The sequence below is a fragment of the Marinococcus halotolerans DSM 16375 genome, assembly GCF_000420725.1.
GTDB lineage: Bacteria > Bacillota > Bacilli > Bacillales > Marinococcaceae > Marinococcus > Marinococcus halotolerans.
Map to the genome: position 1 here is coordinate 78613 of NZ_ATVM01000002.1, position 25384 is coordinate 103996.

A 25384-nucleotide genomic window follows, 5' to 3' on the forward strand; every position below is an offset into this window, starting at 1 on the left:
CAATTCTAATTACAGATACTGTTCCTGAGAGAATTCCAGTTTGCTAAAAAGAACAGCAAACACATTACAAATTTGCAATTTGCAATAAAATACATGCTTTAAATGCTTTAGTATCAACACTTCACTGATTTAGAAGAAAATAGAAAGAGGTAACGATAAAAGCGGGGGCCGGGAGCCATGTCCCGCTTTCAAGAATAAAGACCTATCTTTTGTCGATCCGTATGAAAAGCATATGGACGTGTAGATAAAAGGTGAAAATACTGATATATAAGTGATTGTAATCTATCGTAATAAGGATATCGCTAGGAAAGCATTAAATATGCATTTAAAAGGACTATTTACCTGTTTTTACCTTCTTTTTTATCAGAAAAATCGATTGTTGTAGTTTATTTGTCCGCTTTTGACCGGGAAATAAGCAATTTAGTTAAATTGTGCAAAAAATTTACAAATATTAGTGCTTTAGAAGAGGGAGCTATAAAAGAATAACTCTGAAAGCAGATTCTTCAACGAAAGGATTCATATGAAAGGTATATACAGTTATAATTAGTAATTGAAACATATGAAAATATATAAAGAGTTAATTTCATCTTAACAGGTTTTTTCGCTTCCCAACCAGAATAACGCGTGCTAAAATAATTTTTGTGTGAAATTTTGGCGGGGAAGGGGGAGAAATAATGGAATACATCTCGATGGCTTCATTAGCCTGGTTTATGGGGTTTTTTCCACTGTTTGAAATTTATATTGCAGTACCTGTAGTGATGGGGGCAGGGTTTGACCCTGTATCAGCTGTGCTGTGGGCAGCCGTAGGAAACTTTATGGCGGTGCCGACCGTGACACTTTTTTACCGGCAGATGGAGAGAATCAGCTTTTTCTCCAACTGGATGGAAAAACTGGCTGCTAACCGGTTCCGGAGTAAAATAGAGCAGTACGGAGGCTGGGTTATCCTACTCCTGACGCCGATTGCGGGTGTATGGGCCATTTCTGTGATTGCTAAAGCCATCGGCATGTCAAAGCGGACATTGTTTCTCTCCACCGGTACGAGTATTCTAATTTACGGTATTGCTATTGCCGGATCAATGCAGCTTGGACTCGGCTGGTTTTAATATGTAACGGCAGAAAAAAGCCGGCAGCGCGCAATGATGCGGCTGCCGGCTTTTTTATAGTTAAATCATTTCTTCACGGCGGTGTTTGTTCCCGCGCCGGTTAATCTGCCAAATCCGGTACAGGTTGGTAACGACCACTTTTATAAGGGCGTACGCTGGTATCGCGAGAATGAGCCCAAGCAGGCCGAACATACTGCTTGCAAACAGCAGGACGAAAATGACGGTGACGGGGTGTACCTTCAGCACCCGTCCCATGACCTGTGGAGAGATCAGGTTGGATTCAAACTGCTGGATTACCACGACGCCGATAATAACCAACAGTGCGGTTACCGGGGACTGGAATAACCCGACCACTACGGCAGGTATAGTGCCGATGAACGGTCCGACGAACGGTACAAGATTCGTCAGCATGCAGATGATGCCGAGAATGAGCACGTAATCCAGACCGATAATCCAGAAAAGGATCATGGAAAGAATACCTACAATAAAGCTGACGGTAATTTGTCCCTGAATATAATTGGCAAGGGCGCGGTCCATGTCCTGTAAAATTTTGTGTACCTCCGGACGGTGGTCGCGGTCCACGAATTTCAGCATAAAACCAGGAAGCTTGTGGCCTTCGCGCAGAATATAGAAAAGCACAAAGGGAATAACAAACAGGATAACAAAGAAGCTGACAATGGCGCTGCCGATCGAAACAATCGTGGAGACAAGAGAATCGGTAATCGTGCTGGCCGAATTCTGGAGCTGGGAGCCAATGGAGTCCATGGAAATGTTATTTCCCTGCATAATCGGCTGTATAGCCGGATGGTTCTGGTTGTTCATGATAAAGGACTGTACCTGTTCAAAGTACCTTGGAATCTGATTGATCAGCTGATTAAACTGGCTGGCAATAATCGGACCGACCAGGTTTACAATCAGAACTATGATGCCAACAAGCACACCGTACAATAGCAGAATAGACAATGAACGGGGTATGTACTTGGAGAGAAGGGTCACAAACGGCCGGAACAAATAGCTTAAGATGCCCGAAATAATAATTGGTGCAGCAAGTGTTCCTACTAATACGAATAATGGCTGAAAAATATATTCTACCTGCCGGGCCATAAAAGCAATAGCTAAGACGACTAAAATGCCTAAACAGACACGAAACCATTTGTATTGATACATGTTTTACAATCACCACTCTTTTCTTAAATAGGGAATAGACGAAAATCAAGACGTTTGTACACGTTCCCTTCATTATACAGCCGGAAACGTAAAACTGGTTCATGATTTTTCAAAAACCTATGAAAACATAAAAAAACGCCCGTCCCGGAGGGGAACAGGCGCTGGAGGCTGTTTTACTGAGTGGCAGAAAGCTCTTTTAATTCTGGAGTGAGGACTTCTTCAGTATCGGGGTTAAAGAAGTGGCAGCGGTCCATGTTGAAGAAAAGATCAAGCTTATCACCGGCATGGATGCTGCTGTTCGCATCTACCCGGGCGATGACCTGCTTGCCGTTAACGCTCGTGTAAAGAATCGATTCGGCGCCGTTCATTTCAGAAACTTCGATATCAAGATTCAGTTTATTCTTCGAGGAAGTAGTTCCACCCATTACATGGTGGATGTCTTCCGGACGAATGCCGAAGGTTACTTTTTCATTTTCAAAGCCCTGATCGCGGAGAATTTGCATTTTGCTCTCCGGAATATCGAGCTTGTGTTCTCCAAGTTCAAGGGTCGTGCCGTTAATTTGTCCTTCCAGGAAGTTCATCGCAGGGGAACCAATGAAACCGCCTACAAAAACGTTCGCAGGGTGGTCGTATACTTCTTTAGGGGAGCCGACCTGCTGCACGACGCCGTCTTTCATAATAACGATACGGGTCGCCATCGTCATAGCCTCTGTCTGGTCGTGTGTTACATAAACAGTTGTACTGTTTAAGCGGCGGTGAAGCTTAATGATTTCTGTACGCATCTGCACACGCAGCTTCGCATCCAGGTTGGAAAGCGGCTCATCCATCAGGAAGACTTTAGGGTCACGGACAATGGCACGGCCAAGAGCAACACGCTGACGCTGACCACCGGAGAGTGCTTTTGGTTTACGGTCAAGGTAGTCTGTCAGTCCGAGAATATCGGCTGCGTTTTTCACACGCTGATCAATATCCTCTTTTTTGAACTTACGGAGCTTTAAGCCAAAGGCCATATTGTTGTATACGTTCATGTGCGGATACAGAGCGTAGTTCTGGAAAACCATCGCAATATCGCGGTCTTTTGGAGAGACATCGTTGACACGCTCATCTCCGATATATAAATCGCCACCCGTAATATCCTCGAGCCCGGCAATCATGCGGAGGGTAGTCGATTTCCCGCAACCGGAAGGGCCGACGAAAACGATAAATTCCTTATCCTCGACATCAAGATTAAAGTCATCTACTGCAGTAACGTCACCATCGTATGTTTTTGTAATGTGATTCATGCGGATACCAGCCATAATAAGTTCGCTCCTTTTGAAGAAGGTTTATGTGATCTGTTGTTTATATTAAAGAAAACGCTTTCAGATTAATATAGACAACCTGAACAAAGTTAACAAACGAAAGATTGTGCAACGTGAATAGAAAAGCGAAGGAGCCTTGGCCAACCGCGACAGGTACTTCCCAGACGTGCAGGGCAGCCTGCTGCCCGAAGTCGGCTGGAAAGTAACCCCGAGCGGTTAGGCTCCGAAGCTGGACAGAAAGAAAAGCGAAGGAAGCCGTTCAGAAAGAAAAGCGAAGGTTATTAAGGTTGTTCGACTAAAATCGCTACATCCTGTAGCAACGTCGAACTGACCCGCGTCGTGCGGGCCCGATGTTCGATTAAACCCGCTACGTCCTGTAGCAACATCGAACTGACCGGCCTCCTGCCAGCCTTAGCTACGCAAAAACCCGCCTTCGGAGTGAATGACCTGGCCGACGATCCAGTCCGACTCGTCCGACAGCAGAAAGGCGATTGCTTTGGCGGCGTCTTCCGGCTGTCCAATCCGGCCTTTACTGAATTTTTTTGACAGCTCTTTTTCCATGGCCGGGTCCATCCATCCAGTGTTGGTCGGGCCTGGGTTCACGGCGTTAACGTTGATATCATAAGGGGCGAGCTCGGCGGCCAGCGATTCGGTAAATGCCCGAACCGCTGCTTTCGTAGATACATAGGCGATTTCATTTACCATCGGTCCGAGATCCTGCCCGGAGGTCAAGTTTACAATTTTTCCGCTGATGCCAAAATCAATCCAACGCTGGGCGATCTTTGTGGTAAGCAGAAAAGGGGTACGCATATTAACGTAATAATGTTCATCAAGTGCTTCCCCGTTTAAACGTTCATAGCTGTCGTTGGCTGAATAGGCAGCGTTATTGACGAGCGCGGTCGGAAACAGCGGCAGTTCGTTCAGCTGATCGATGAGTTCATCCGCCGCGCCCGGATTTGAGAAATCGGCTTCGATATAATAAATTTCGATGCCTTGATTTTCGAGGTGGAGTTTAAATTCTGCGGCCCAGTCGATGTCAGAGCCCCAGGTAGTGAAAATAATATTCTCCCCACGCTCAGCAAGCAGACGGCATACGGCAGCACCGATTCCCTGGTCATGGCTTACTCCGGTTACTAGTGTTGTCATGGTATCGTCCTCCTTGAGCTTCTCTTCTTTTAAATATGAAGGAAAGGCGCCAACAAAGTAAACTAAAAACTAGTTTGCAGAAGAGGTTTTTTCTGCTAAAATAATAAAAAATGTTTGTGATCACAGATCACAAAGGAGCGAGTGCTGTGAATCAACCATCTTTGCACGTCTCAACGTTGCGTACAGAAGTATACAAGCTGCTGAAGCAGCAGATCATCCAGGGAGAGCGGCGGCCCGGGGAGAAGGTGACGATCCGGCAGATTGCCCAGGATTTCGGGGTGAGTACGATGCCGGTCCGGGAAGCGATTACGACGCTGAAAACAGAAGGGTTTCTGTTTGAAGAAAAGCGGAGTGTCTATGTGAGCCGCCTGTCTGCCAGTGAAGTCCGTGAGCTGTTTGCCATCCGTAATAAGCTCGAAGAACTGGCGGTGGCCTGGGCCTTTGAACAGATGAATGAAGAGAGTCTGCACAGGCTGAAGGAGCGAATCGCAGAGATGGACCGGTACGCTTTAGAACCGATGGAGTGGCGCAGACAGAATCGTTTGTTTCACCAGATCTGGTACGAGGCCTCCCGTTCCGAACCACTGGTAAAATCGCTTGAATACGTATGGAGCCGGATTGAAGCGTACATGAACATCTATACAAACATTGATTCAGACGTGCATTCGATCCATATGTCCCAAAAAGAACACAAGCAGATGCTTGCTCTGCTGCAGGAGAATAAACGCGAAGAACTGCTTCGGCTGAACGGAGAGCACGCAGAAAAAACGGCTGAAGCCATCATTCAGGCTATTTCCGAGGAGGATTCGATAAATGAATAGACAGGAAGCGTTTATGAATAAAAAACTGCGGCTTGAACCTACGATGAGCGGAAGTCTTTCGGGGTATACATTTGCAGTAAAAGACGTGTTCGCGATCCATGGCGAAAAAACATCTGCCGGGCACCCGGAATGGCTTCGAACGCACCCGGAAAACACGGCCACTGCACCGGCGATTGAACGACTGCTCCGAAGCGGGGCTGCGCTGGCTGGAACGACTATAAGTGATGAATTAATGTACAGCCTGCACGGTGATAACGTACATTACGGTATGCCGGTTAATCCGGCCGACCCGGAAGCAATACCGGGCGGTTCCTCGAGCGGCTCGGCTTCAGCGGCAGCGGCCGGCAGTGTCGATTTTGCCCTGGGCACCGATACAGGCGGATCGGTGCGCGTCCCCTCGTCCTACTGCGGCCTGTACGGCATACGCCCGACACACGGAGCCGTATCGCTTGAAGGCGTCGTTCCGCTCGCTCCAAGCTTTGATACCGTTGGATGGATGAGCAGAGACCCAGAGATTTTAAAGCAGGTAGGAGAGGCGCTGCTGCCGGCAGGAGAGGAAGCGGCGCCGTACCGGACGATCTGGTGGGAGGAGGAGTCGTGGGCCGATTATGCCGATGAACACAAGCAGACGCTTGGAAAAGTATTTTCCGCCGTGCAGGCGCAGGCAGAAACACTAAATGAAAACAGGCTGGCTGAAGATTCGCTCGCAGAATGGGCTGAAGTCTTCCGGCTGCATCAGGCGGTGGAAATTGGGGAAATGCACCGAGAATGGATCCGGGAGCACAACCCGTCGTTTGGGCCCGGTGTCCGGGACCGGTTTGCATTTGCTGCTGACACCCGGCGGGAGAACTACCCTCATATATTTGAAAAACGAAAGCAATTGCAGGACGAGGTGGAGCAAAGACTTGGAAGGGACACGGTGATGGTTATTCCGACTGTGCCCGGGCCGGCCCCGAAAATTCAAGCCGGAGAAGACGAGATCCAGGCGGTGCGGAAGCGTACGATGCAGCTGACCTGTATTGCGGGTATCGGCGGGCTGCCGCAGGTGACCATTCCAGTGGAAAGACCGGGGGAAGCCCCGATCTCAATTTCGATTATTGCAGGCCGGCACGATGACCGCCGGCTGCTGGCCTTTGTCCAGGATGTCGTCCGTCATCTTCAAAACAATGGTTTATAAAAGGAGCGATTGTCATGATTTCATTTGATCCGCACCATCACCCCTATGCGTCCTACCGCGCGCCAACGTACGGTAAAAAAGGCATGGTGGCCACCTCACAGCCGCTTGCTTCCCAGGTAGGTCTCGACATTTTAAAAAAAGGAGGCAATGCTGTGGATGCAGCCGTCGCTGTAGCAGCAAGCCTGACTGTACTCGAGCCGACATCCAACGGCATTGGCGGGGACGCTTTTGCACTCGTCTGGATGGACGGTGAGCTCCGCGGCCTGAATGCCAGCGGCTATGCTCCGGAGGAGCTTTCCATTGATGGGCTGTATAAGGACGGCTATGACGAGATGCCAAAACGGGGGCCGGTGCCAATTACCGTACCTGGTGCGCCGGCTGCATGGGCAGAACTGTCGCGTGCTTTCGGGAAGCTTCCATTTTCCGAATTGATCGCTCCGGCTGTGGCTTACGCTGAGGAAGGCTATCCGGTAGCTTCGACGCTCGCCACGCTGTGGGCATCTGCCTTTGAGACGCTGGAAAAAGAGCTCAATCCGACAGTGTTTGCCGACTGGAGCCGGGTGTTCGCTCCGGAAGGCCGCACACCGGCAGCAGGAGAGCTGTGGAGCTCCAGGGAGCACGCAGAGACGTTAAAAGAAATTGCTGACACAAAGGCGGAATCCTTTTACCGCGGGGACCTGGCGAAAAACATAGACGCCTACATGAAGGAGCAGGGCGGCTATCTGCGTTCCAAGGATCTGGCGCTGTACAAGCCGGAATGGGTAAAGCCGATCTCGGTGCATTACAAAGGCTATGACGTATGGGAGATTCCGCCGAACGGACAGGGAATTGTGGCTTTAATGGCGCTGAACATATTAAAGGGATACGATTTTCAGGAGCGCGACAGCATCAGCACGCTTCATCATCAGATGGAGGCGATGAAGCTTGCGTTTGTGGACGGGGAGAAATACGTCGCCCAGTCGGATGCCATGACCCGGAGCACTGAAGAGCTGCTCTCCGAGACTTACGGAGAGGCCCGGCGTGGTGAAATTGGAAACGAAGCGAAGGTGCCGGAAGCAGGGGACCCAAGCAGCGGAGGCACAGTGTATCTTGCCACTGCTGACGGGGAAGGCAATATGGTGTCGTTTATCCAAAGCAATTACATGGGCTTCGGCTCAGGAATGGTCGTGCCGGAGACCGGGATTGCCCTGCATAACCGGGCGCACAATTTTTCCATGGATGAAAAGCACGCCAATGGGCTGATGCCTGGAAAGCGGCCGTATCATACGATCATTCCCGGCTTTTTGACCAGGGGGAACGACCCTGTCGGACCGTTCGGGGTGATGGGGGAATTCATGCAGCCCCAGGGCCACATGCAGATGATTATGAATACCATTGATTTCGGTCTTCACCCGCAGGCCGCCCTGGATGCACCGCGGTGGCAGTGGAAGCGGGATACTCTGATTACGGTGGAGCCCGACTTCTCCAGGGCAGCCGCTCAGGCGCTGAGCCGGAAAGGACACACGGTAAAAATAGAAACAGAGTCTTCGAGCTTTGGCCGGGGACAGATTATATGGAGAGATCCGGAAACCGGAGTGCTCTGCGGGGGCAGTGAGTCCCGCACAGACGGCAACGTAGCTGCCTGGTAATAAAAAGAGAAGAGGTGGAAGTGATGCAGTGGAAAATTTTTCTGGCCTTCTTCCGGGTTGGCATTTTTGGCTACGGGGGAGGCCCGGCGTCGATTCCGCTTGTGCAAAAAGAAGTGGTGGAGCACTATAACTGGATGAGCGACGAGGAGTTCGGCGATACACTCGCGATTGCCAACACGCTGCCCGGGCCGATCGTCACCAAGCTTGCCGGCTATATCGGCTACAGCCGCGGCGGCGTTCTTGGGGCGCTGAACGGGGTGACGGCAATCATCGCCCCGACGGCATTGTTAATGATTTTGTTTTTCAGCATTTTATCCCAGTACCGGGACGCTTCGTGGGTGAGCGGACTTGCAAACGGAGTGCTGCCCGTAGTGACAGTGCTGATGGGGGTGCTGACCTGGGGATTTATTAAAAAATCCGGCGGCGACCTGGGCTGGACAAAGACGATTGCATTTATTATCGGAGCCGCTGTGGTGCTCGGCGTACTCGGCGTGCACCCCGCGATCGTCATTGCCGTGCTTCTGATTGCAGCACTGGTGCAGAAGGACCCCCCTAAACGAGAGGAGGACGCCTCCACGTGATTTACTTAGAGGTTTTTATGGCATTTTTTATACCGGGTATTCTCGGCTACGGCGGCGGCCCGGCCTCCATTCCGCTTATCCAGCACGAAGTCGTGAACCGGTATGAATGGATGAGCATGAGTGAATTCAGTGAAGTGCTTGCCATCAGCAACGCCCTGCCCGGGCCGATTGCCACAAAAATGGCCGGCTACATCGGATATGAAGTCGCCGGCTGGCCGGGGCTCGCTGCCGGTCTGTTTGCAACCGTCGCCCCGTCGTTAATTTTAATGATCGTACTTATGGGCTTTTTATACAAATACCGGCACTCCCCAAAGGTAAAACGGCTCACAGCCTACGTACGTCCGGTCATCGGGGTGCTGCTCGGCATATTAACGCTGCAGTTTTTTACCAACGCCTGGGAGGGCGCGGGCGGCTGGCAGACAGCTGGCATGCTCGTGGCAAGCTACCTGCTGCTTGAAAAAACGAAGCTGCATCCGGCGCTGGTCATTGTTCTTGCGATCATCTACGGCATTTTGTTTTTAGGATGACGGCTCTGGAGGAAGCACAGCCTGCATGGATAATAAAAACCCCTGAAAATAACTGTCTGTCCGGGTGATGCTCCATCCGGCCCGTTCAATGTGCGAACGGGTGGGACGGTCGAGATGGCAGCCGTCGCAAAAATGCTTCCATACCGGGGTTATACTTTGCTGAAGCCGGGCAGCCCCGGGTTGTGGCATCTGGACATGCTCGAGAAAATAAGCGGCAGCACCGGGTTTACATACCCGTTTTAATTCCTGCAGCACCTGGATTTGGTCCTCTACAGAACAGAGCACGATCGTACAGACAAGGCTGTCAAAGGTGTTGTCTTCAAAGGGCAGACGTTCAGCTGAAGCGCCGAGCGTGCGGATAGGAACCTGCGCGTGCAGCTGCGCTGGCAGAGACAGCAGACGCATTCGGTCATTTGGCTCGATGGCCGTTACCTTTGTGGCTGCCCGGTAGTAAGGGAAATTTGCGCCGGGGCCGGAGCCGATCTCGAGAACTTGGCCGGAAAGAGGTGGAATATGTTTTTGCCGGAGTGCATAAAGAAACTGTTTTTCCACGGGCTGCATGATCGGAGTATATAATAGAGGAAAGATGTTCATCGTACCGCCGCCAATCTTTGTTTTCTTATAGTATAACAAAACCACCCTCTGCCTGGCAGAAGGTGGTTTTCTGTATTTAAGAGGAGTGAAGGGAAGCATTCGGATGGGACACAATGCAGGTGACATTGCCATCGATCGTAAAGTCGGTCACGTGATTTGGTACGAGAAAATGGTCGCCCTTTTGGATTGGCGCACTGTCGGTCAGATTATCGACAGTGCCGCTGCCCTCAATGACGCTGCAGAGCAGAAACGGTGCTTCGCATGTGAACGAAGCGGTGCCGTGCACCTCCCATTTGTAGACGGAAAAGTAGTCTTCCTCCACAAAGGTAGTGACTTCTGCCTCGCCGTCGGACTCTACGGAAGGTTCCACCTTCGCATCCTCATGGGGGAAATGAGTCACGTCAAGGGCCTGCTGCAGATGAAGCTCCCGCTTGTTCCCTTCATTATCGGTCCGGTCGTAATCATAGACGCGGTAGGTGACGTCCGAGTTCTGCTGGGTTTCTAAAATGAGCACACTTTCGCCAATGGCGTGCATCGTACCGCTCGGCACGTAAACAAAATCACCGGGTTTTACCGGTACTCTTCGTAAAAAAGCGTCCCATTCGCCGGCAGCAATAAGCTCTGTAGCCTCTGACCGGCTGTCGGCGTTGTGCCCGAGGACGAGCTCTGCGTCTTCATCGCAGTCAATCACGTACCAGCATTCAGTCTTGCCGTATTCCCCATTTTCGTTCGCAGCGGCGTACTGGTTGTCCGGATGCACCTGTACCGAAAGATCCCTGGCTGCGTCGAGAATTTTTGTTAAAAGTGGAAAGCGGTCGCCTTTTAACGATCCGAACCACTCCCGTTTGTCCTGCCAGAGGTCCATGAGCGTTTTGCCTGCGTAGGAGCCGTTTGCTACGACGCTTGAGCCATTCTGGTGGGCGGCAAATACCCAGGCTTCCCCGGTTGATGCCGACGGGATATCGTAATGAAAATGAGTATGTAGTTTATTTCCACCCCAGATACGTTCCTGAAAGATTGGTTGAAAAAAGATAAATTGATCCATGTTCAGCCTCCGTTTATAGTGTGTCTCCTATTTAATATGACAAAGAGCAGAATGCTTTGCAATTCCTGCAAGAATGTTTATGAAAATCCGTACGTAAATTTTTCCGGCTTCAGCGGAAATACGACCGGCAGACCACCCTATTATAGGATATAGTAAAGGTATAGAAAACGGGAAGGAACAGGGCATGGTTGTAGTATCGCGAACTTCCATAAAGCATGTCTGCACTTTTTTATTGGCCAGCTCCGAATGTTACCGGCCGTGGTCCGTTCAAGATTCAGCCCGTTTGCGACTTCGTCTCAAGCCAGGCTGAATTTCGAGCCGTCCCAGCCGGTAATCAAACATTCTACGCTTTTCTTTTAAAAAATTTTCTTTTGACATTTTGCTGACACACAAACCACTTATAGTAATAAATGTAGAGGCCGCCACGGCTTATAACACTCCCGCGCCGCACCATGATCAACTTCTTAGAAAGCGGAGTGAAAGCCGGCTTCTGATACAGTTGCCACGTAAACGGCATCGAATCATCGTTTTCTTCCGCCCTGTATTTGCTGCATTGTCGAAAGGGAAAGTGTAACAAATAACTGGCACCTATGAAGAAAAGATGAGGATATGCAGCTTACTGGTTCCAGGACCTTAAATATGTTGACCCCCCTAGAACAACGATTGATCGTCCTGTAACTGCAGATGAAGCCGAAAAGCCATGTGGATACGATGGCCCTATGCAAACAATCCAATTGTGTTTTAGCTGGGTATTAATGCTCGGCTTAAGAGCTGCACTCACTCGGGTAGTGCACTCTTCATGGAATTACCCCCTAGATTCATATAGCTGTACGCCCTCGTTCCCCCGCGAGGGTCTTTTTTTTGTACCAGACCACAGGGAAACCCGTTTGTTCCTGGGCAACGTTGATTTATAATGAAAGTACATAGAGAAAGGAGAGAGCATCTATGAGCTCGATTCTTGTAATTGAAGACGAAACATCAATCAGTCAGGTGCTTCGGGCCTATCTGCAGAAGGCGGGCTTTGAAGTGACTCAAATATATGAAGGAAACGAAGCCGTGGAGACGTTCGACCGCGGAGCGTTTGATTTAGCCTTAATTGATGTCATGCTCCCGGGCCGGGACGGCTGGGCGGTGCTTGAACATATCCGGAACACGAGCGACTGCCCGTGTATAATGCTGACCGCCCTCGGGGACGTGGACTACCGTTTAAAAGGGTTCGACGGCGGGGCGGACGACTACATCCCAAAGCCGTTCGAAGGCGATGAAGTGGTGGCCCGTGTTCAGGCTGTGCTCCGGCGGAGCGGTAAAACTGTCTCTGCATCAGAAGAGGAACAGTACCTTAAACGGTTTGGAAGCCTGGTTATTGATGAAAAGGCCTACGCTGTAACGCTGAACGGTCTGCAGCTTGATCTGACACCGCGGGATCTGTCGCTGCTTATTTTTCTGAGCAATCACCCGAATCAGTTTTTTGACCGGGAGCAGTTAATTTCCCACGTGTGGGGCATCGATTACGAGGGTAGCGACCGGGCAGTGGACCTGGCCATCAAGCGGATCCGCCGGTCACTGAAAAACTGGCCGGTGGAAGAAGGAGAGATCAGGACGCTCCGGGGAGTGGGGTATCAGCTCAGTGTTAAAGAGGAATAAAGATAAAAAAGTTTCGCTGCTCCGTTACTGGACGACACGCTATTTTATTACGCTGTGCATCGGTTTAATTATCGTTGGCCTGATTTCATTTTTCTGGCTCCGTTCCTATAATCTTGAACGCGGACTGAACGTTACATCTTTTCTAGCGGATGAAATTTCGGATGATTTATCCGGCACAGAAGATAATTCGATTGGCTTAAACGCAGATCTTGCTTCATACGTGCGTGAGCGCCAGCAGGCATTTGATATTGAAACAGAGCCGCTTGTATACGTCGTGGATAATAATGGAAACATTGTATCCAATTCTTTATTCGGAAATTCGCTCTACCAGGATCCCGTCGTATTTCCGGATTCCTTTCTCGAGTCCGGACCGCAGACGGTTAAGGTGCAGCAGGGAAATCTGGAGCAGTACCTGGTTAAGTCACGTATACAGGGTGATGACGGGTCATTTGAAGGATGGGTGGTGATCGTCCAGCCGGCTGATTCACTGGTAAGAGTCGGCGGCCAGTACCAATTGGTCGGCATTCTGCTGGTGAGTTTGGCTGTACTGGGGTGGCTCACGATTTACATTTTATCCAAACGAATGCTCCGGCCGATCAAGCAAATTGCCGAAGCCTTTCAGCGTGTGAAGGAAGAAAAGTACGCCATTCATATTGATACCGAGGCGAAGGAGCGGGAGGTTGATGAGCTGGTTACCGGCTTTAATGATATGACCACAAGACTCGGACAGCTTGAAAGCATGCGGACCGAGCTGCTTGCCGGGGTCACCCACGAGTTAAAAACTCCGGTTACTTCTATCAGCGGGATGGTGCAGGCGGTCAAAGATGATGTAGTGACCGGCGATGAGGCGAAGGAATTTTTGAGCGTAACGCTGGCTGAAACAGGCAGAATGCGGAACATGATTGCGGATCTGCTTGAATTTAACACCTTCTCCTCCCAGGGCGTCCCGACAGACATGCAGCCATTGACGCTGGAGTCGCTGCTGAATGAGGTCATCCATCAATGGTCGATTTCTAATGATACGGACCGGCTGGATATTCAAAAGCTGTACGGTGAAAAAACGCACGCGGTTTATACCGACCCGATGCGCTTCCAGCAGATTATGGTAAACCTTTTGAATAATGCGAACCAGGCGATGAATAAGGAAGGGACGCTGATTATACGGTGTCGTGAAACAGAGAATCACATGGTGGCAATTGAAGTAATAGACAGCGGCATGGGTATTGACGAGGAGGAACAGCTGCTTGTATTTGAACGTTTCTACCGGGGAGAAAATAAAAAGTACAGCGTGCACGGCCTCGGTCTCGGCCTGCCGTTCAGTAAACTAATCGCCCAGGGGCTTGGTGGTGACCTGTATCTGCAGTCAAGCCGCCCGGAAGAAACAGTATTTGTATTTGAACTGCCGCAGGACGTGCCGGGCGAGGAGACCAATCGTGAAAAACAAACAGATGTAATGTAAAACCCTATGCCTGACTTCTTCCTGACATGTTTCACTTATAAGATGAAGTGAGAATTCACTCTATGTATAAAAAAGAGGTCGAACTGATGAAAAAATGGATGTATGCCATCATTACCGCCTGTATACTGTCGAGTGTGGTCCTGCCGGCCAATGTATCCGCGCAAAAAAGCGCTTCGGGCATAGAGCGGATGGGGACGGATATCCGGGAAAATGATTTAATGAAAAAGGCAGAGCGTTACGGTATCGTCACTCAAGATAAAGATGAACAGGCCTTAATTGATGAAGTGCTTCTGGCGGAATGGAAGAAAAAAGCAGCCGCTTACGGGGTGGACGTTACCGAAGAGGTGTCGCAGATGATGGCGGACGTGCGAATAAAAGAAATTATGCATGCCGCCAAAGTGCTTGGCGTTGATGCTTCAGGGAAAGATACCGAGGATATACTTGAAGAAATTTTAAACAACTATGCCGCTGAAGCTGAAGCAGAGGGACTGTATCCGTTTGAACAGGAGTTTTAAATGTAAAAAGCAGCGTTCTCCCAAAGGAGGACGCTGCTTTAATGCGGTTACGGAGTGTACGTCGGTTCAAACGTCGGCAGCTTTAACAAATTGTCTGTCGTTGACTGATCCGGATGGGTCCGAAGATAGGCAGGGGTGTTTGGATCTTCCGGGTGAACCGTGTCCACGCGGACTTTATCCCCGCCGTCTACACGGTAATAGTAATCCTTGCCTTCATCAATACTTGCGATCGCTTTTTCAATTGTTTCCTCGGTACCGTCCACCAGCTGTATATGCGTAATGTGCTCTTCCTTTTCCCGGCTGCCGCCTATATGAACGGCAGTAATTTGATAATCCATGAAAAGCCTCCTTTACTTATTCGTATACTATGCGTGTTTCCCGAAATATAAATTTTTAATCCGGGGTTTCTGTCTCAGAGCTTTGTTTACTAATGAAAAAAGACCAGGAGAGCTAGAAGCTCTCCTGGTCCTTAAAAAATATTTATGATAGCTGCCGGTTTTCCTGAAAATATGAATCAATTACTTCAAGTTCATCGTAAGGCACATGCTGATCGTTGATCACCTGATATCCGCCGAACCCAAGGCCGGTAATCACGATAAGGTCATCGTTCTCCGCAAGCGAGAGAGCCTTATGAATACCGTCCTCCCGGTGTTTTCTTTTATATATATTCTCTGCTTCGGGGTTATGAAAACCGGAAGCAACATCATCGACGATCCGCTGGCGGTTATACGGGCCGGGGTGATCGACAGAAACAATGATATGATCTGCTTTCCCGTCCACCGCTGCAGCCATTTTCGGGCGTTTGGCCGGATCCCGGAGACCGATTCCGGTAATCATGAGGATAAGCCTTTTATGCGGCAGGCTTTTAACTGTCTCCACGACAAGCTCCAGGGCGTCAGGCGTATGCGCGTAATCGAGGATAATCTGCTTTCCCGGATAATCGGAGACAATCTGAAAACGCCCTTCGGCCCCCTGAATACCTGGAAGAGAGCACAGAATTTCGGATACCGTGTAGCCGACAGCAAGACACGAACCCACCGCTGCCAGAGTGTTGGAGATATTATATTCACCAAATACCGGAGCTCTGGCTAAGTAGGAGCGTCCCTGTACAGTGAGCAGAAAGCTCGAGCCGCCTGCATCCGTACGGATGTTGCTCGCCATAATATCTGCGGAGCGGCGGATGCCGTATGTCCAGACCGGGCCGCCGAACATGTTTAAAATGTCCTGGGCCATGCCGTCATCATCAAGATTCACTACTGCCTGGCGCGACTGCTGAAATAATTTTAATTTTGCCCGTTTATAGTTTTCCATCGTTCCGTGAAACTCCATATGCTCAGATACGAGATTAGTGTGAACGCCCACCTCGAATTCGAGACCGTGCAGCCGTTTTAAATCGATAGCAATAGAAGTCGCCTCCATTGCTACTGTGCGTGTGCCTTCTTCATAAAATGAGGCAAAAATATCATGCAGGTCTGCCGCTTCCGGCGTAGTGGGGGTGGTGGGCTTAAACGGATGCTTATTATTTTGGGACCATACTCCAGCTGTTCCTATAATGCCCGCAGGCTCTCCTAAATTGTTCAGCATTGACCGTATATAAGCCGTAACGGTAGTTTTTCCATTAGTACCTGTTACGCCGAAAAGGTTCATTTTTTTGTGAATGTGGTGGTGCAGATGCGCCGCATAGTCAGCCATCGCTGTTTTGCTGTCCTCCACGAGAACGAATGTGACGGCTGGAAATGAAGCAGCATAGTGAGTGAGTGTATCGCGGTCGCTTCCTACGATGGTGGATGCGCCGTTATGGACAGCATCCGGAATAAACGTATGGCCATCGATATTTTTGCCCGGTATCGAGACAAAGCAGCCGTTTTCCTGGATTTTCCGGGAATCATAAGTGACATGAGTGATTGTCGATTCAGCTGGGCCGAAAACATCCTGAAAAGGCAGAGAAGTATTTTTTTCCCAGTTCCATTTCATCTATTTTTTTCTCTCCTTTCTGCTTGTAGTCACAACTACCGGGGCAGGAAGTATGTGTGATACCCCATTCCCTATCAAATGGATAATTAATCCTTGTTTCCTAAATACATGTTTTTTAAAAAGTGTATAAACTCCTAAAGAAAGGGCATACGTGCTACAATGCAGGCAGAATGATAGTGATAAGGAGAAAAAACATGAGAATATATACGATCGATGCTTTTACGAACGAGGTTTTTTACGGTAATCCGGCAGGCGTATGCCTGCTTGAAGAAACGGAGCAGAAGTCTGAGGCCTGGATGCAGCAGACAGCTGCAGAAATGAACCTTTCAGAGACTGCGTTTTTGGTTAAAAAGGGAGATGGCGAATACGGCATACGCTGGTTTACCCCGTCCGCTGAAGTGGATTTATGCGGTCATGCGACACTTGCCTCCGCGCACGTGCTGTGGGAAGAGAAGGAAGTGGCCGAAACGCAGAGGATTACGTTTCAAAGCGCGGGCGGGCCTTTGGCTGCTTTTCTAAAAGAAGGATCTATTTGGCTTGATTTTCCATCGGAGCCGCCGGAGCCTGCGCCTTTAAATGAAGAACTTCTAGAGGCGCTTGGAGTGGAGACGCCTGCCGTGGAGCAGAACCGGATGGACGTTGTTGTAGAGGTCGATTCCGAGGAGGCGCTTCGAAATATCGTACCGGATATGGAAGCATTAGCAGAGCATACAACACGCGGATGCATAGTTACGTCTTTATCGGAAGAGGAAGGAATCGACTTTGTGTCACGCTGCTTCTTTCCAGCCATTGGAGTGGATGAGGATCCGGTGACGGGCTCGGCGCACTGTGCCCTCGGCCCGTATTGGGCAAAACGGATGGCAAAGCAGCGCTTCACGGCCAAACAGGCGAGTAAACGAGAAGGGATTGTGGAGGTGGAAATGCACCGAAGCCGCTGTCACATCGGAGGACGTGCAGTAACTGTTATGAAGGGCGAGTGGCTGGCCTGATAGTGTCTAAAGAGAACCGAATCCAGAAATAAAAGCGGACGCCTGTTGACCGGGCGTCCGCTTTTATTTGGGCTTCGAAGATGATATGCCTTCCCATCGTTCAGCTTCCTCCATATGAATGCCAAACTGGTCGAGCGTGCGGTAGGCAATATGGTCGACAAGTTCATTGATATCCGCCGGCTGATTGTAAAAGGCAGGCATCGGAGGAGCAATGGTTACACCGAGCCTGGAAAGGGCGAGCATGTTTTCCAGGTGGATGGTGTTAAGAGGCGTTTCCCGCGTCATCAACAGCAGGTGCTTGCGCTCTTTTAAAACGACGTCCGCAGCGCGGGCAATAAGGTTATCCGCAAAGCCGTGACGGATGGAGGCGGTCGTTTTCATGCTGCACGGAGCGATAATCATGCCTTCGGTACGAAAGGAGCCGCTGGATATGCGGGCGGCCTGATCCTTCGAGGAATACGAAACGTCAGCCAGTGCCTCCACCTGGGAGGTGGTGTACGAAGTTTCAAGCGGAATAGTAGCCTTTGCCCAGGAGGATAAAATCAGATGGGTTTCGATGTCGGTAGATTTTAATATTTCGAGCAGACGAATGCCAAAAATGGCGCCCGTTGCGCCGGTTATACCAATAATTAATTTCAAAAAAGAACCTCCTTCATACAGGCCGTCGGAAGACCCTGTTCGCTCGTTTGATTGTATCATGAGTTAAAGTGGATACGCATGAAGAAGGTATTCGGGTCAGGAGCTGCAGCGTCTTTCGATTGCTTCCTTTAAACCATTAATGTCAGAAAATATACGTTTCATATGGAATAAATCACCTATTTTTAGTAATGATGCACAGAGAAAATAATAAATTTGTGTGATGATAAACAATGATCCGGTGCATGTATCTCCGATAAAATAAAATTAATCATTAAACGAATGAATAAATAAAGAAGTCATGAATTGTTCGTTTTTTATTTAGGAGGGAACTATTATGCAGGCACGGCAGGATCTGAGGCCAATTACTAATGAAAAAGAAAGAATCCTCGGCCCGAAAGCTTACGTGGCGATGTGGTGGGGTGATACCATCATGATCGGTACATTCATGCTCGGTTCGAGTCTGATTCCGCCGTTTGGCGACCTGAACCTTTACCAGGCAGGCGCGGCACTGCTTCTTGCCAATATTATGGCTGCTCTGTTGTTTTCATTAAATGGATATGTAGGGTGGAAGCACGGGATTCCGATGGTGGTCCAGCTTCGTTCGTCCTTTGGCCCGATCGGCTCAAGAATCCCCGCCCTTTTGCGCAGTATACCGGCTTTGTTCTGGTTCGGGATCCAGACGTGGCTCGGGGCGCAGGCGTTGAATCAGATTGCCTCGGGCTTTATAGGCTTTGAAAACGTATGGGTGTGGTTTTTCGGCTTTCAGGCGCTGCAGATTTTCCTTTCGGCTAAAGGCATTGAATCCATCAAATGGGTCGAAATTGTCGGCTCTGTAATTATAATGGGCGGTATCATCTACTTAATTTTCCTGTTCTTAACAACGTTTGGATTTGAAGTGCAGGCAGCCGCAAATGTGGACGGCTCCTGGGGCATTCCGCTCTGGCTGGCAATGACCGTTCTGGTGGGACAGTTTGCCGCTCTTTTAATCAACGTCTCGGACTACACAAGATACCTGCCGAAAAAGACAAAGACGTCCACCTATATTAATGCCCATCTTGTCGGCATGGTGCCGCCAAGCATTCTGCTTCCCTTTATCGGGATGCTCGGGGCGGCCGCGGTTGGCATCTGGAATCCGATTGATGTAATTTCCGAGTATATTCCTTCCACTGTCGCAAGCATCATTGTATTGGTTTTTATCGCTATTGCCCAGGTGACCACGAACTTAATGGCCAATATTATGCCCCCGGCGCTCGTGGCGATGGATCTGTTCAAAATTTCGTGGGCGAAGTCATGTATTATCATCGGCATACTCGCCACGTTCACATGCCCGTGGTGGCTGATGAACGCTGCTTATTTCACCACCTTTATTGCAATTGTCTCCGCCTTTTTAGGACCGGTGTTCGGCGTGATGATTGCAGACTTCTTTTTCGTGCATAAACGCAACTACAACGTGGCAGCGCTGTACGAAAAGAACAAGCTGTTTCAGGCTTTTAAAGGATGGAACCCGGCTGCCATCATTTCCATCGCTGTTGGTACTGGCATCTCCTTTATTAATATCGATGGCTCCTGGTTTATCGGCGGAGTGCCGGCGCTTTTACTTTATACTGTATTAATGAAATACTGGATCGCTGGGCACGAACCGTACGTTCAGGAAGGAATGAACCAGAGCTTCAGCGAAGAAGAGATCGGGGACGAAAAACCAGTTCCACAGTGGATAAAGGATTCGTAATACGAGGAAAAAGAACAGGCGACGGCCTGTTCTTTTTGTATTTAAATGCTTGTGTAAGTATAATTATACAATGAGAGGTGGTGAGCACATGAAAAAATATTTACAGGCAACCTATGATGTTAATTATGATACACAGAGCATTCAGCAGAAAGCGGCGGAATTGTTTTGTCCAGAAATGAACGAGAAAGAAAAAATAGAAGCTGCCTACCTATTTGTGCGTGATGAAGTCAGCCATTCGTGGGACATTCAGGGAGAAACGGTTACCCGGAGAGCCTCGGAGGCGTTGAAACACCGTGAGGGGATCTGCTGGTCCAAGTCGCACCTGCTGGCGGCACTTCTCCGCGCGGAAGGGATACCCTGCGGCTTCTGCTACCAGCGGTTAACGCTCTTTGTGGAACCGGCAGACGGCTACTGTATCCATGCGTTAAATGCCGTCTATCTTAACGAGGAAGACAGATGGGTGCGGCTGGACGCAAGAGGCAATAAACCAGGCATTGATGCTCAATTTTTTACCGATAAAGAGCAGCTGGCCTTTAGCGTGGAGAAAGCAAAGGATGAGCGGGACTACCCGGGGATATACGCGGACCCCCCGACAGAGCTTCTGGATGTTCTGGATCGTCACGAGGACCCGGTGTATATGTATCGGTATGCGCTTCCCGAGTCGTTGTCTGTTAAAATGAATTAAAGAGAAGCCAGTCCTGTAGAGACACAGGCTGGTTTTTTGTGCCGGGGGTTCCGTTCGGCGTGTATAGGGCTTATGATTTGTGGCATTCGGGTAAAATAAAAGTAGTTAAAGAAGCAGAAGCAGGAGGGGGAGTCTATGGATTACTGGTACTACAGACAGAACGAGGAAGAGCATGGCCCGCTGTCGAGTGCGCAGATGCGGGCGTTAATCGATGAAAAGCAAATTGGCGCTAAAACGCTGGTATGGTCGGAAGCCACCGGGGGTCGCTGGCTTTCGCTCAGCCGCACGATCCTCGCCGAAACGCTTATAGAAGAAGAGCATCCGGGCGACCAGGCGAGAAGTGCCTTTATCCGTGCTTCGACCCGGATTAATCAATATGTCGGGGAAGAAGGGTCGGCAGATTTTCATTTGAAAAATTTGTTTTCTGACGTGTTCAAGCGGCATACGAGAGAGGAAGCAGAGCTGGTGTTTATTTCCGGCACGTCTCTTACCACGCCAAACGAGCAGGAAATCCCACTTTCGTGGCCCAAGCCGTGGCTGTTTTCGCGCGTGCTTCTGGTGCTTGTGATAACATATTTGATTTTGTATGGATGCACGCTGTTTTTCGGCAACGTGCTGACTATCCCAGGCATGATCGCCATCGGTTCATTTGCTGCCCCTTTTGCGCTCGTTGTATTTTTTTACGAACTGAACGCTCCGAGAAATATCAGTATGCTGCGTGTGCTTCAGATGTTTTTCGTCGGCGGGGTGGCGTCGATTTTTGTCACGCTGATTTTGTATTCCTTTATCCCCATCGGTGAAATCGGGTTCTTCAGTGCTATCGTTATCGGCGTTGTTGAAGAAGTGGGAAAGCTGATTATTATCGCATACTTAATAAAGAAAACGCAGGTAAAATATATTCTGAACGGGCTCTTGATCGGTGCTGTTGTGGGGGCAGGCTTCGCTGCCTTTGAATCCGCCGGCTATGCGCTTAATTTCGGGCTGCAGTACGGAACCGGCGTAATGATCGATGTTATTTTCGAACGCGGCTGGCTGTCGATTGGCGGGCACGTGGTATGGGGCGCCATCATCGGTGCTGCTTTACTGCTCGTAAAGCGGGATGAACCGCTCCAGATAAAGCATTTGAGGGACCGGCAGTTTTTGAAAATCTTTATTATTCCGGTGCTGCTTCATGCAGTATGGGATATGCCGATTGCGTTGGTTCCTGACAGCCGTTTTGTGCAACTGATTTTGATCGCAGTGGCCTGGTATTTGATTTTGACGATGATCCAGGCAGGTCTTCGTCAGATAGCAGCCCTGCACACAAATGGAAAGAAGCCGGAACAGCCCGGAGAAGACGGACTCGAAGCCGATACGATGTCCCGGGGACAGACGATGTCACGAATGGGCCGGAAAGATAAAAAAGAATAAGGAGCGAACAGCGACATGCCGGAAGGACCAGAGATACGGCGGGAAGCCGATAAGGTGGAAAAAGCCCTGCAAAAAGGGCCGGTCATCGAGATGTACACAGCATTTGAACGATTAAAGGCTTACGAAAATCTGCTTTCAGGATCAGAGGTCAACGAGGTGGCAACAAAAGGGAAAGCGATGCTCATTCACTTGAGCAGCGGCTATACCATTTATTCCCACAATCAGCTGTACGGAAGATGGTATGTTAAAAACAGCTACACGTACCCGAAAACAAACCGCAAGCTTCGTCTGGCCCTGCACAATGAAAAGCAGTCTGCCCTGTTGTACAGCGCCTCGGATGTGGAAATTATGCCGACAGAAGAAATCGGGGACCACCCGTTTGTCTCAAAGGTCGGGCCGGATCCGCTCAGCGAGAAAGTAACAACGGAGATGATTGTGGAACGCGCTTTGGATAGGAGGTTTCGGAACCGGCGACTGACCTCCCTTTTGCTTGACCAGCACTTTATCGGCGGTATCGGTAATTACCTTCGCAGTGAAATACTGTTTGCCGCCGGCATATATCCGGAGAAGCGGCCGGCTGATTTAAGTGACGGGCAGGTCCACCAGGTGGCGGAAGCACTCCTTTTATTAATGAATCGTTCCTATAAATATAAAGGAGTAACGACCGATGAGACAGTGGTTGAGCGGGCGAAGGCAGAAGGAAAAACGTACAGCGAATACCGGCACTGGGTGTTTAATCGCGGCGGGCAGCCATGCCGGGTGGACGGGACGGAAATTATACGCTTCACTGCTGGTTCAAGGCGCTGCTACTACTGCCCGACCTGCCAGTCAGGATAAAAGCCAGAGCCGCCGTCACCTTCGTTTGAAAAAAAGGACAGCTCCCTGCATAATAAATATGTTATTAAACATAAGTATTTGCAGCAGTGATGGGGGATATGGTGGGGGAAAAGCAAACTAAACCGTTAAAGCTTGTAACATGGATTACCTTGTTAATTTCTACAGTGATGCTTATTGCGCTTTGCATTACCGGTATCATTGTCGCCGTGGATACGGCTGACGATGTCCGGGATCAGCAGGCGGAAAAAGCACTGAATATTGCCGAGGCTGTCAGCCGTTCACCGGAAGCAGCACAAGCGCTGCAGGCCGGCGAACAGGGAGGCAGCCTACAGGAATATACAAAAGAAGTGCAGGAAGCAACGAACATGGAATATGTGGTTGTTATGGATATGAACAGCGTGCGCTATACGCATCCCCGTGAGGACCGGATCGGTGAGCAGTTCGCGGGCGGTGATGAGGCGAAGGCGTTAAACGGCCGCACATACGTATCCACGGCTGAAGGGACGCTGGGTGTTTCCATGCGGGCGTTTGTACCGGTGATGAATGGCGGAGAGCAGATCGGTGTTACCTCAGTGGGCATTCTGACTGACAGCATTCAGGAAGACATCTGGGCAGATCAGCAGACGCTTGTTCTTGGCAGCGGTATCGGGCTGGCTGCCGGCGTGGTCGGTGCCTTCTGGCTCGCCCGCCGGATCAAAAAAACGATGCACGGACTCGAGCCGATTGAAATATCGCAGGTGCTTGAACAGCGTGAGGCAATTATGTCCTCCGTGCGGGAAGGGGTGCTTGCTGTCAACAGCAGCGGCACAGTGATTCTGGCCAACGACGCGGCCAGGGAGCTGTTTGCGGAAGCCGGTGCCGAAGAAGACCCGATGGGCAAGGATATATCTTATTTCTTTGCCGATTCTCTCCTGAAAAGAGTGCTGGAGACACAAGAGCAGGAGCTCGACCAGGTCCAGCAGCTGAACGACGTGGAAATTATCGTAAGCTGCATGCCGGTTGTTTCAAATACGACCCTGCTCGGAGCTGTGGCAACTTTTCGCAACAAAGACGAGCTGACACGGCTCGTCGAGCAGCTGTCCGGAGCCAGGACCTACGCAGAAACGCTCCGGGCCCAGTCCCATGAGTTTATGAACAAGCTTCACGTCATTTCGGCCATGATCCAGACGGAGTCGTATGAAGAGCTCGATGACTATGTGATGAGCATTTCAAGCAACTACCGCCAGGAGGTCGGATGGGTGACCGCGTATGTAAAAGACCCGGTGCTTGCCGGCTATTTAATGAATAAAATATCCAACCTGCAGGAAAACGGGATCGAAGTGGAGCTTTCCGGGAACGGAATGTGGCCGGCAATGGCCGATCCTGAATGGACCGACCATATGATCACGATTATCGGCAATCTGATCGATAATGCCCGTGACGCGATGAAGCATACGCCGTCTCCTCATTTATTTATGCATATTTACGAAGAGAACAGCTATCTCGGTTTTCAAATCGAAGATAACGGGCAGGGAATGGACGAGAAGACCCAGACAGAACTGTTTGCACGGGGGTATTCGACGAAGGGCGAGGGCCGTGGCTTTGGCATGTACAATACGAAGCGATCGCTCGAAACGCTCGAAGCAGAAGTGTTTATCGATTCCCAGCCGGGGGAAGGGACGGCCTTTGACGTGCAGATACCAATGGAGAAGGAGAACTGAAATGAGAGTATTAATGGTCGAAGATGACCCAATGGTAGCTAAATTTAACCGTATGTATGTCGAACGTGTTCCCGGGTTTGACGTAGCGGGGCATGCGGAAAACCTGACGAAGGCAAAAGAGATGCTTCAAGCAGAAGCGATTGATATCGTGCTTTTGGACGTGTATTTAAATAAAGAAAACGGCCTCGATCTTCTCGAGGAGCTGCGAAAAGAACAGATTCCGGTGGACGTGATTGCAATCACGTCGGCTAACGATACCTCTTCGCTGCAGCGGGCCAAACGGCTCGGCTGTACGGATTACCTGATTAAACCGTTTCATTTTGAACGTTTCCGGGAAGCGTTAATTAATGTCAAGGAATGGCAGAAGGCGTCCGGAACGAAAAAGGAATGGGGACAGGAGGATGTGGATCAGCTGTTTTTAGCCAACAAAGGCAACCAGGAGGAGCACGAGCTGCCTAAAGGCCTGACGACAGAAACCTTCCGGATTGTCGGCGAAGAGATACTGCAGCATGCGGGCAGTACCTTTACGACGCAGGGGCTCGCAGAAAGCACGGGGATATCGAGAGTGTCCGTGCGAAAGTACCTCGCTTTTTTAGAAGGAGAAGGGGTGCTTAAAATAACGATGAATTATGCGGGAAGCGGCAGGCCGCTGCAGCAGTACACGATGCCTCCGGAACAGGTGGAAATACTTAAAGACTGGATGGAAAAGTAAG

At 49.9% G+C, this 25384-nt stretch carries 24 protein-coding genes; 16 read left to right on the forward strand and 8 right to left on the reverse strand.

Annotated elements, in window-relative coordinates; translation table 11 throughout:
• Positions 1-674: 674 nt before the first annotated feature.
• Positions 675-1103 carry a small multi-drug export protein gene (locus G548_RS0101840; protein WP_022792447.1) on the forward strand — a complete coding sequence of 143 codons (429 nt, stop codon included), beginning with the start codon at positions 675-677 and terminating at the stop codon, positions 1101-1103.
• Positions 1104-1163: 60 nt separating this feature from the next.
• On the opposite strand, the gene G548_RS0101845 is transcribed toward G548_RS0101840, so the two are convergent.
• From G548_RS0101845 to G548_RS0101860, 3 genes are all read right to left on the reverse strand, one after another.
• Positions 1164-2270: an AI-2E family transporter gene (locus tag G548_RS0101845; RefSeq protein WP_022792448.1), complete on the reverse strand. Its 1107-nt coding sequence runs from the start codon at positions 2268-2270 to the stop codon at positions 1164-1166.
• Positions 2271-2443: 173 nt separating this feature from the next.
• Positions 2444-3568, reverse strand: a complete 1125-nt coding sequence (locus G548_RS0101850; RefSeq protein WP_022792449.1) for an ABC transporter ATP-binding protein — start codon at positions 3566-3568, stop codon at positions 2444-2446.
• Positions 3569-3982: 414 nt separating this feature from the next.
• Positions 3983-4717, reverse strand: coding sequence for an SDR family oxidoreductase (locus tag G548_RS0101860; RefSeq protein WP_022792451.1), 735 nt, complete (start codon positions 4715-4717; stop codon positions 3983-3985).
• A 146-nt stretch (positions 4718-4863) separates the two neighbouring features.
• Between G548_RS0101860 and G548_RS0101865 the strand changes: the two genes are divergently transcribed.
• From G548_RS0101865 to G548_RS0101885, 5 genes are read left to right on the forward strand one after another with little or no spacing between them, the layout of a single operon-like run.
• Positions 4864-5538 (forward strand): GntR family transcriptional regulator, encoded by a 675-nt coding sequence (locus G548_RS0101865; protein ID WP_169435224.1) that lies wholly within the window; start codon positions 4864-4866, stop codon positions 5536-5538.
• Positions 5531-6715 carry an amidase gene (locus G548_RS0101870; RefSeq protein ID WP_022792453.1) on the forward strand — a complete coding sequence of 395 codons (1185 nt, stop codon included), beginning with the start codon at positions 5531-5533 and terminating at the stop codon, positions 6713-6715. The genes G548_RS0101865 and G548_RS0101870 overlap by 8 nt, the downstream gene beginning before the upstream one ends.
• A gap of 14 nt (positions 6716-6729) precedes the next feature.
• On the forward strand, positions 6730-8343 hold the full coding sequence (locus G548_RS0101875) for a gamma-glutamyltransferase family protein (RefSeq protein WP_022792454.1): 1614 nt from the start codon (positions 6730-6732) through the stop codon (positions 8341-8343).
• A 23-nt stretch (positions 8344-8366) separates the two neighbouring features.
• Entirely contained in the window at positions 8367-8924 is a 558-nt protein-coding gene (locus G548_RS0101880; protein ID WP_022792455.1) for a chromate transporter, read from the forward strand.
• Entirely contained in the window at positions 8921-9451 is a 531-nt protein-coding gene (locus G548_RS0101885; RefSeq protein ID WP_022792456.1) for a chromate transporter, read from the forward strand. Before G548_RS0101880 ends, G548_RS0101885 begins: the two co-directional genes overlap by 4 nt.
• On the opposite strand, the gene G548_RS0101890 is transcribed toward G548_RS0101885, so the two are convergent.
• Positions 9443-10084, reverse strand: coding sequence for a class I SAM-dependent methyltransferase (locus G548_RS0101890; RefSeq protein WP_022792457.1), 642 nt, complete (start codon positions 10082-10084; stop codon positions 9443-9445). The genes G548_RS0101885 and G548_RS0101890 overlap by 9 nt on opposite strands.
• 37 nt (positions 10085-10121) lie before the next feature.
• On the reverse strand, positions 10122-11090 hold the full coding sequence (gene manA / locus G548_RS0101895; protein ID WP_022792458.1) for a mannose-6-phosphate isomerase, class I: 969 nt from the start codon (positions 11088-11090) through the stop codon (positions 10122-10124).
• A 945-nt stretch (positions 11091-12035) separates the two neighbouring features.
• On the opposite strand from manA, the gene G548_RS0101905 reads away from it, so the two are divergent.
• The 3 genes from G548_RS0101905 to G548_RS0101915 all read left to right on the forward strand — a co-directional run bounded on the left by G548_RS0101905 (position 12036) and on the right by G548_RS0101915 (position 14708).
• Positions 12036-12734: a response regulator transcription factor gene (locus G548_RS0101905; RefSeq protein ID WP_022792460.1), complete on the forward strand. Its 699-nt coding sequence runs from the start codon at positions 12036-12038 to the stop codon at positions 12732-12734.
• Positions 12718-14193, forward strand: a complete 1476-nt coding sequence (locus G548_RS0101910) for a HAMP domain-containing sensor histidine kinase (protein WP_022792461.1) — start codon at positions 12718-12720, stop codon at positions 14191-14193. Before G548_RS0101905 ends, G548_RS0101910 begins: the two co-directional genes overlap by 17 nt.
• Positions 14194-14279: 86 nt before the next feature.
• The gene (locus G548_RS0101915) at positions 14280-14708 is read left to right on the forward strand and encodes a hypothetical protein (RefSeq protein ID WP_022792462.1); all 429 of its coding nucleotides are present in this window, start codon (positions 14280-14282) and stop codon (positions 14706-14708) included.
• 47 nt (positions 14709-14755) lie between these two features.
• Here the strand turns inward: G548_RS0101915 and G548_RS0101920 are convergent, their stop codons facing one another.
• Complete coding sequence (locus G548_RS0101920; RefSeq protein ID WP_022792463.1) at positions 14756-15046, reverse strand: DUF3892 domain-containing protein; 291 nt, start codon at positions 15044-15046, stop codon at positions 14756-14758.
• A gap of 142 nt (positions 15047-15188) precedes the next feature.
• On the reverse strand, positions 15189-16682 hold the full coding sequence (locus G548_RS0101925) for a UDP-N-acetylmuramoyl-L-alanyl-D-glutamate--2,6-diaminopimelate ligase (RefSeq protein ID WP_022792464.1): 1494 nt from the start codon (positions 16680-16682) through the stop codon (positions 15189-15191).
• 194 nt (positions 16683-16876) lie between these two features.
• On the opposite strand from G548_RS0101925, the gene G548_RS0101930 reads away from it, so the two are divergent.
• Positions 16877-17671 carry a PhzF family phenazine biosynthesis protein gene (locus tag G548_RS0101930; protein ID WP_022792465.1) on the forward strand — a complete coding sequence of 265 codons (795 nt, stop codon included), beginning with the start codon at positions 16877-16879 and terminating at the stop codon, positions 17669-17671.
• 63 nt (positions 17672-17734) lie between these two features.
• On the opposite strand, the gene G548_RS0101935 is transcribed toward G548_RS0101930, so the two are convergent.
• On the reverse strand, positions 17735-18310 hold the full coding sequence (locus G548_RS0101935) for a UbiX family flavin prenyltransferase (protein WP_022792466.1): 576 nt from the start codon (positions 18308-18310) through the stop codon (positions 17735-17737).
• A gap of 334 nt (positions 18311-18644) precedes the next feature.
• Between G548_RS0101935 and G548_RS17070 the strand changes: the two genes are divergently transcribed.
• The 6 genes from G548_RS17070 (at position 18645) to G548_RS0101965 (ending at position 25383) form a co-directional block, all read left to right on the forward strand.
• A complete protein-coding gene (locus G548_RS17070; RefSeq protein ID WP_022792467.1) occupies positions 18645-20039 on the forward strand; it encodes an NCS1 family transporter in 1395 nt (464 codons plus the stop codon).
• 88 nt (positions 20040-20127) lie between these two features.
• Positions 20128-20724, forward strand: coding sequence for a transglutaminase-like domain-containing protein (locus G548_RS0101945; RefSeq protein ID WP_022792468.1), 597 nt, complete (start codon positions 20128-20130; stop codon positions 20722-20724).
• 135 nt (positions 20725-20859) lie between these two features.
• A complete protein-coding gene (locus G548_RS17075) occupies positions 20860-22134 on the forward strand; it encodes a PrsW family glutamic-type intramembrane protease (RefSeq protein WP_022792469.1) in 1275 nt (424 codons plus the stop codon).
• Between the two features lie 15 nt (positions 22135-22149).
• A complete protein-coding gene (gene nei, locus G548_RS0101955) occupies positions 22150-22971 on the forward strand; it encodes an endonuclease VIII (RefSeq protein ID WP_022792470.1) in 822 nt (273 codons plus the stop codon).
• A gap of 101 nt (positions 22972-23072) precedes the next feature.
• A complete protein-coding gene (gene dcuS / locus G548_RS0101960) occupies positions 23073-24671 on the forward strand; it encodes a DcuS/MalK family sensor histidine kinase (RefSeq protein ID WP_425411512.1) in 1599 nt (532 codons plus the stop codon).
• A gap of 1 nt (position 24672) precedes the next feature.
• Complete coding sequence (locus G548_RS0101965) at positions 24673-25383, forward strand: response regulator (protein WP_022792472.1); 711 nt, start codon at positions 24673-24675, stop codon at positions 25381-25383.
• Position 25384 lies beyond the last annotated feature (1 nt).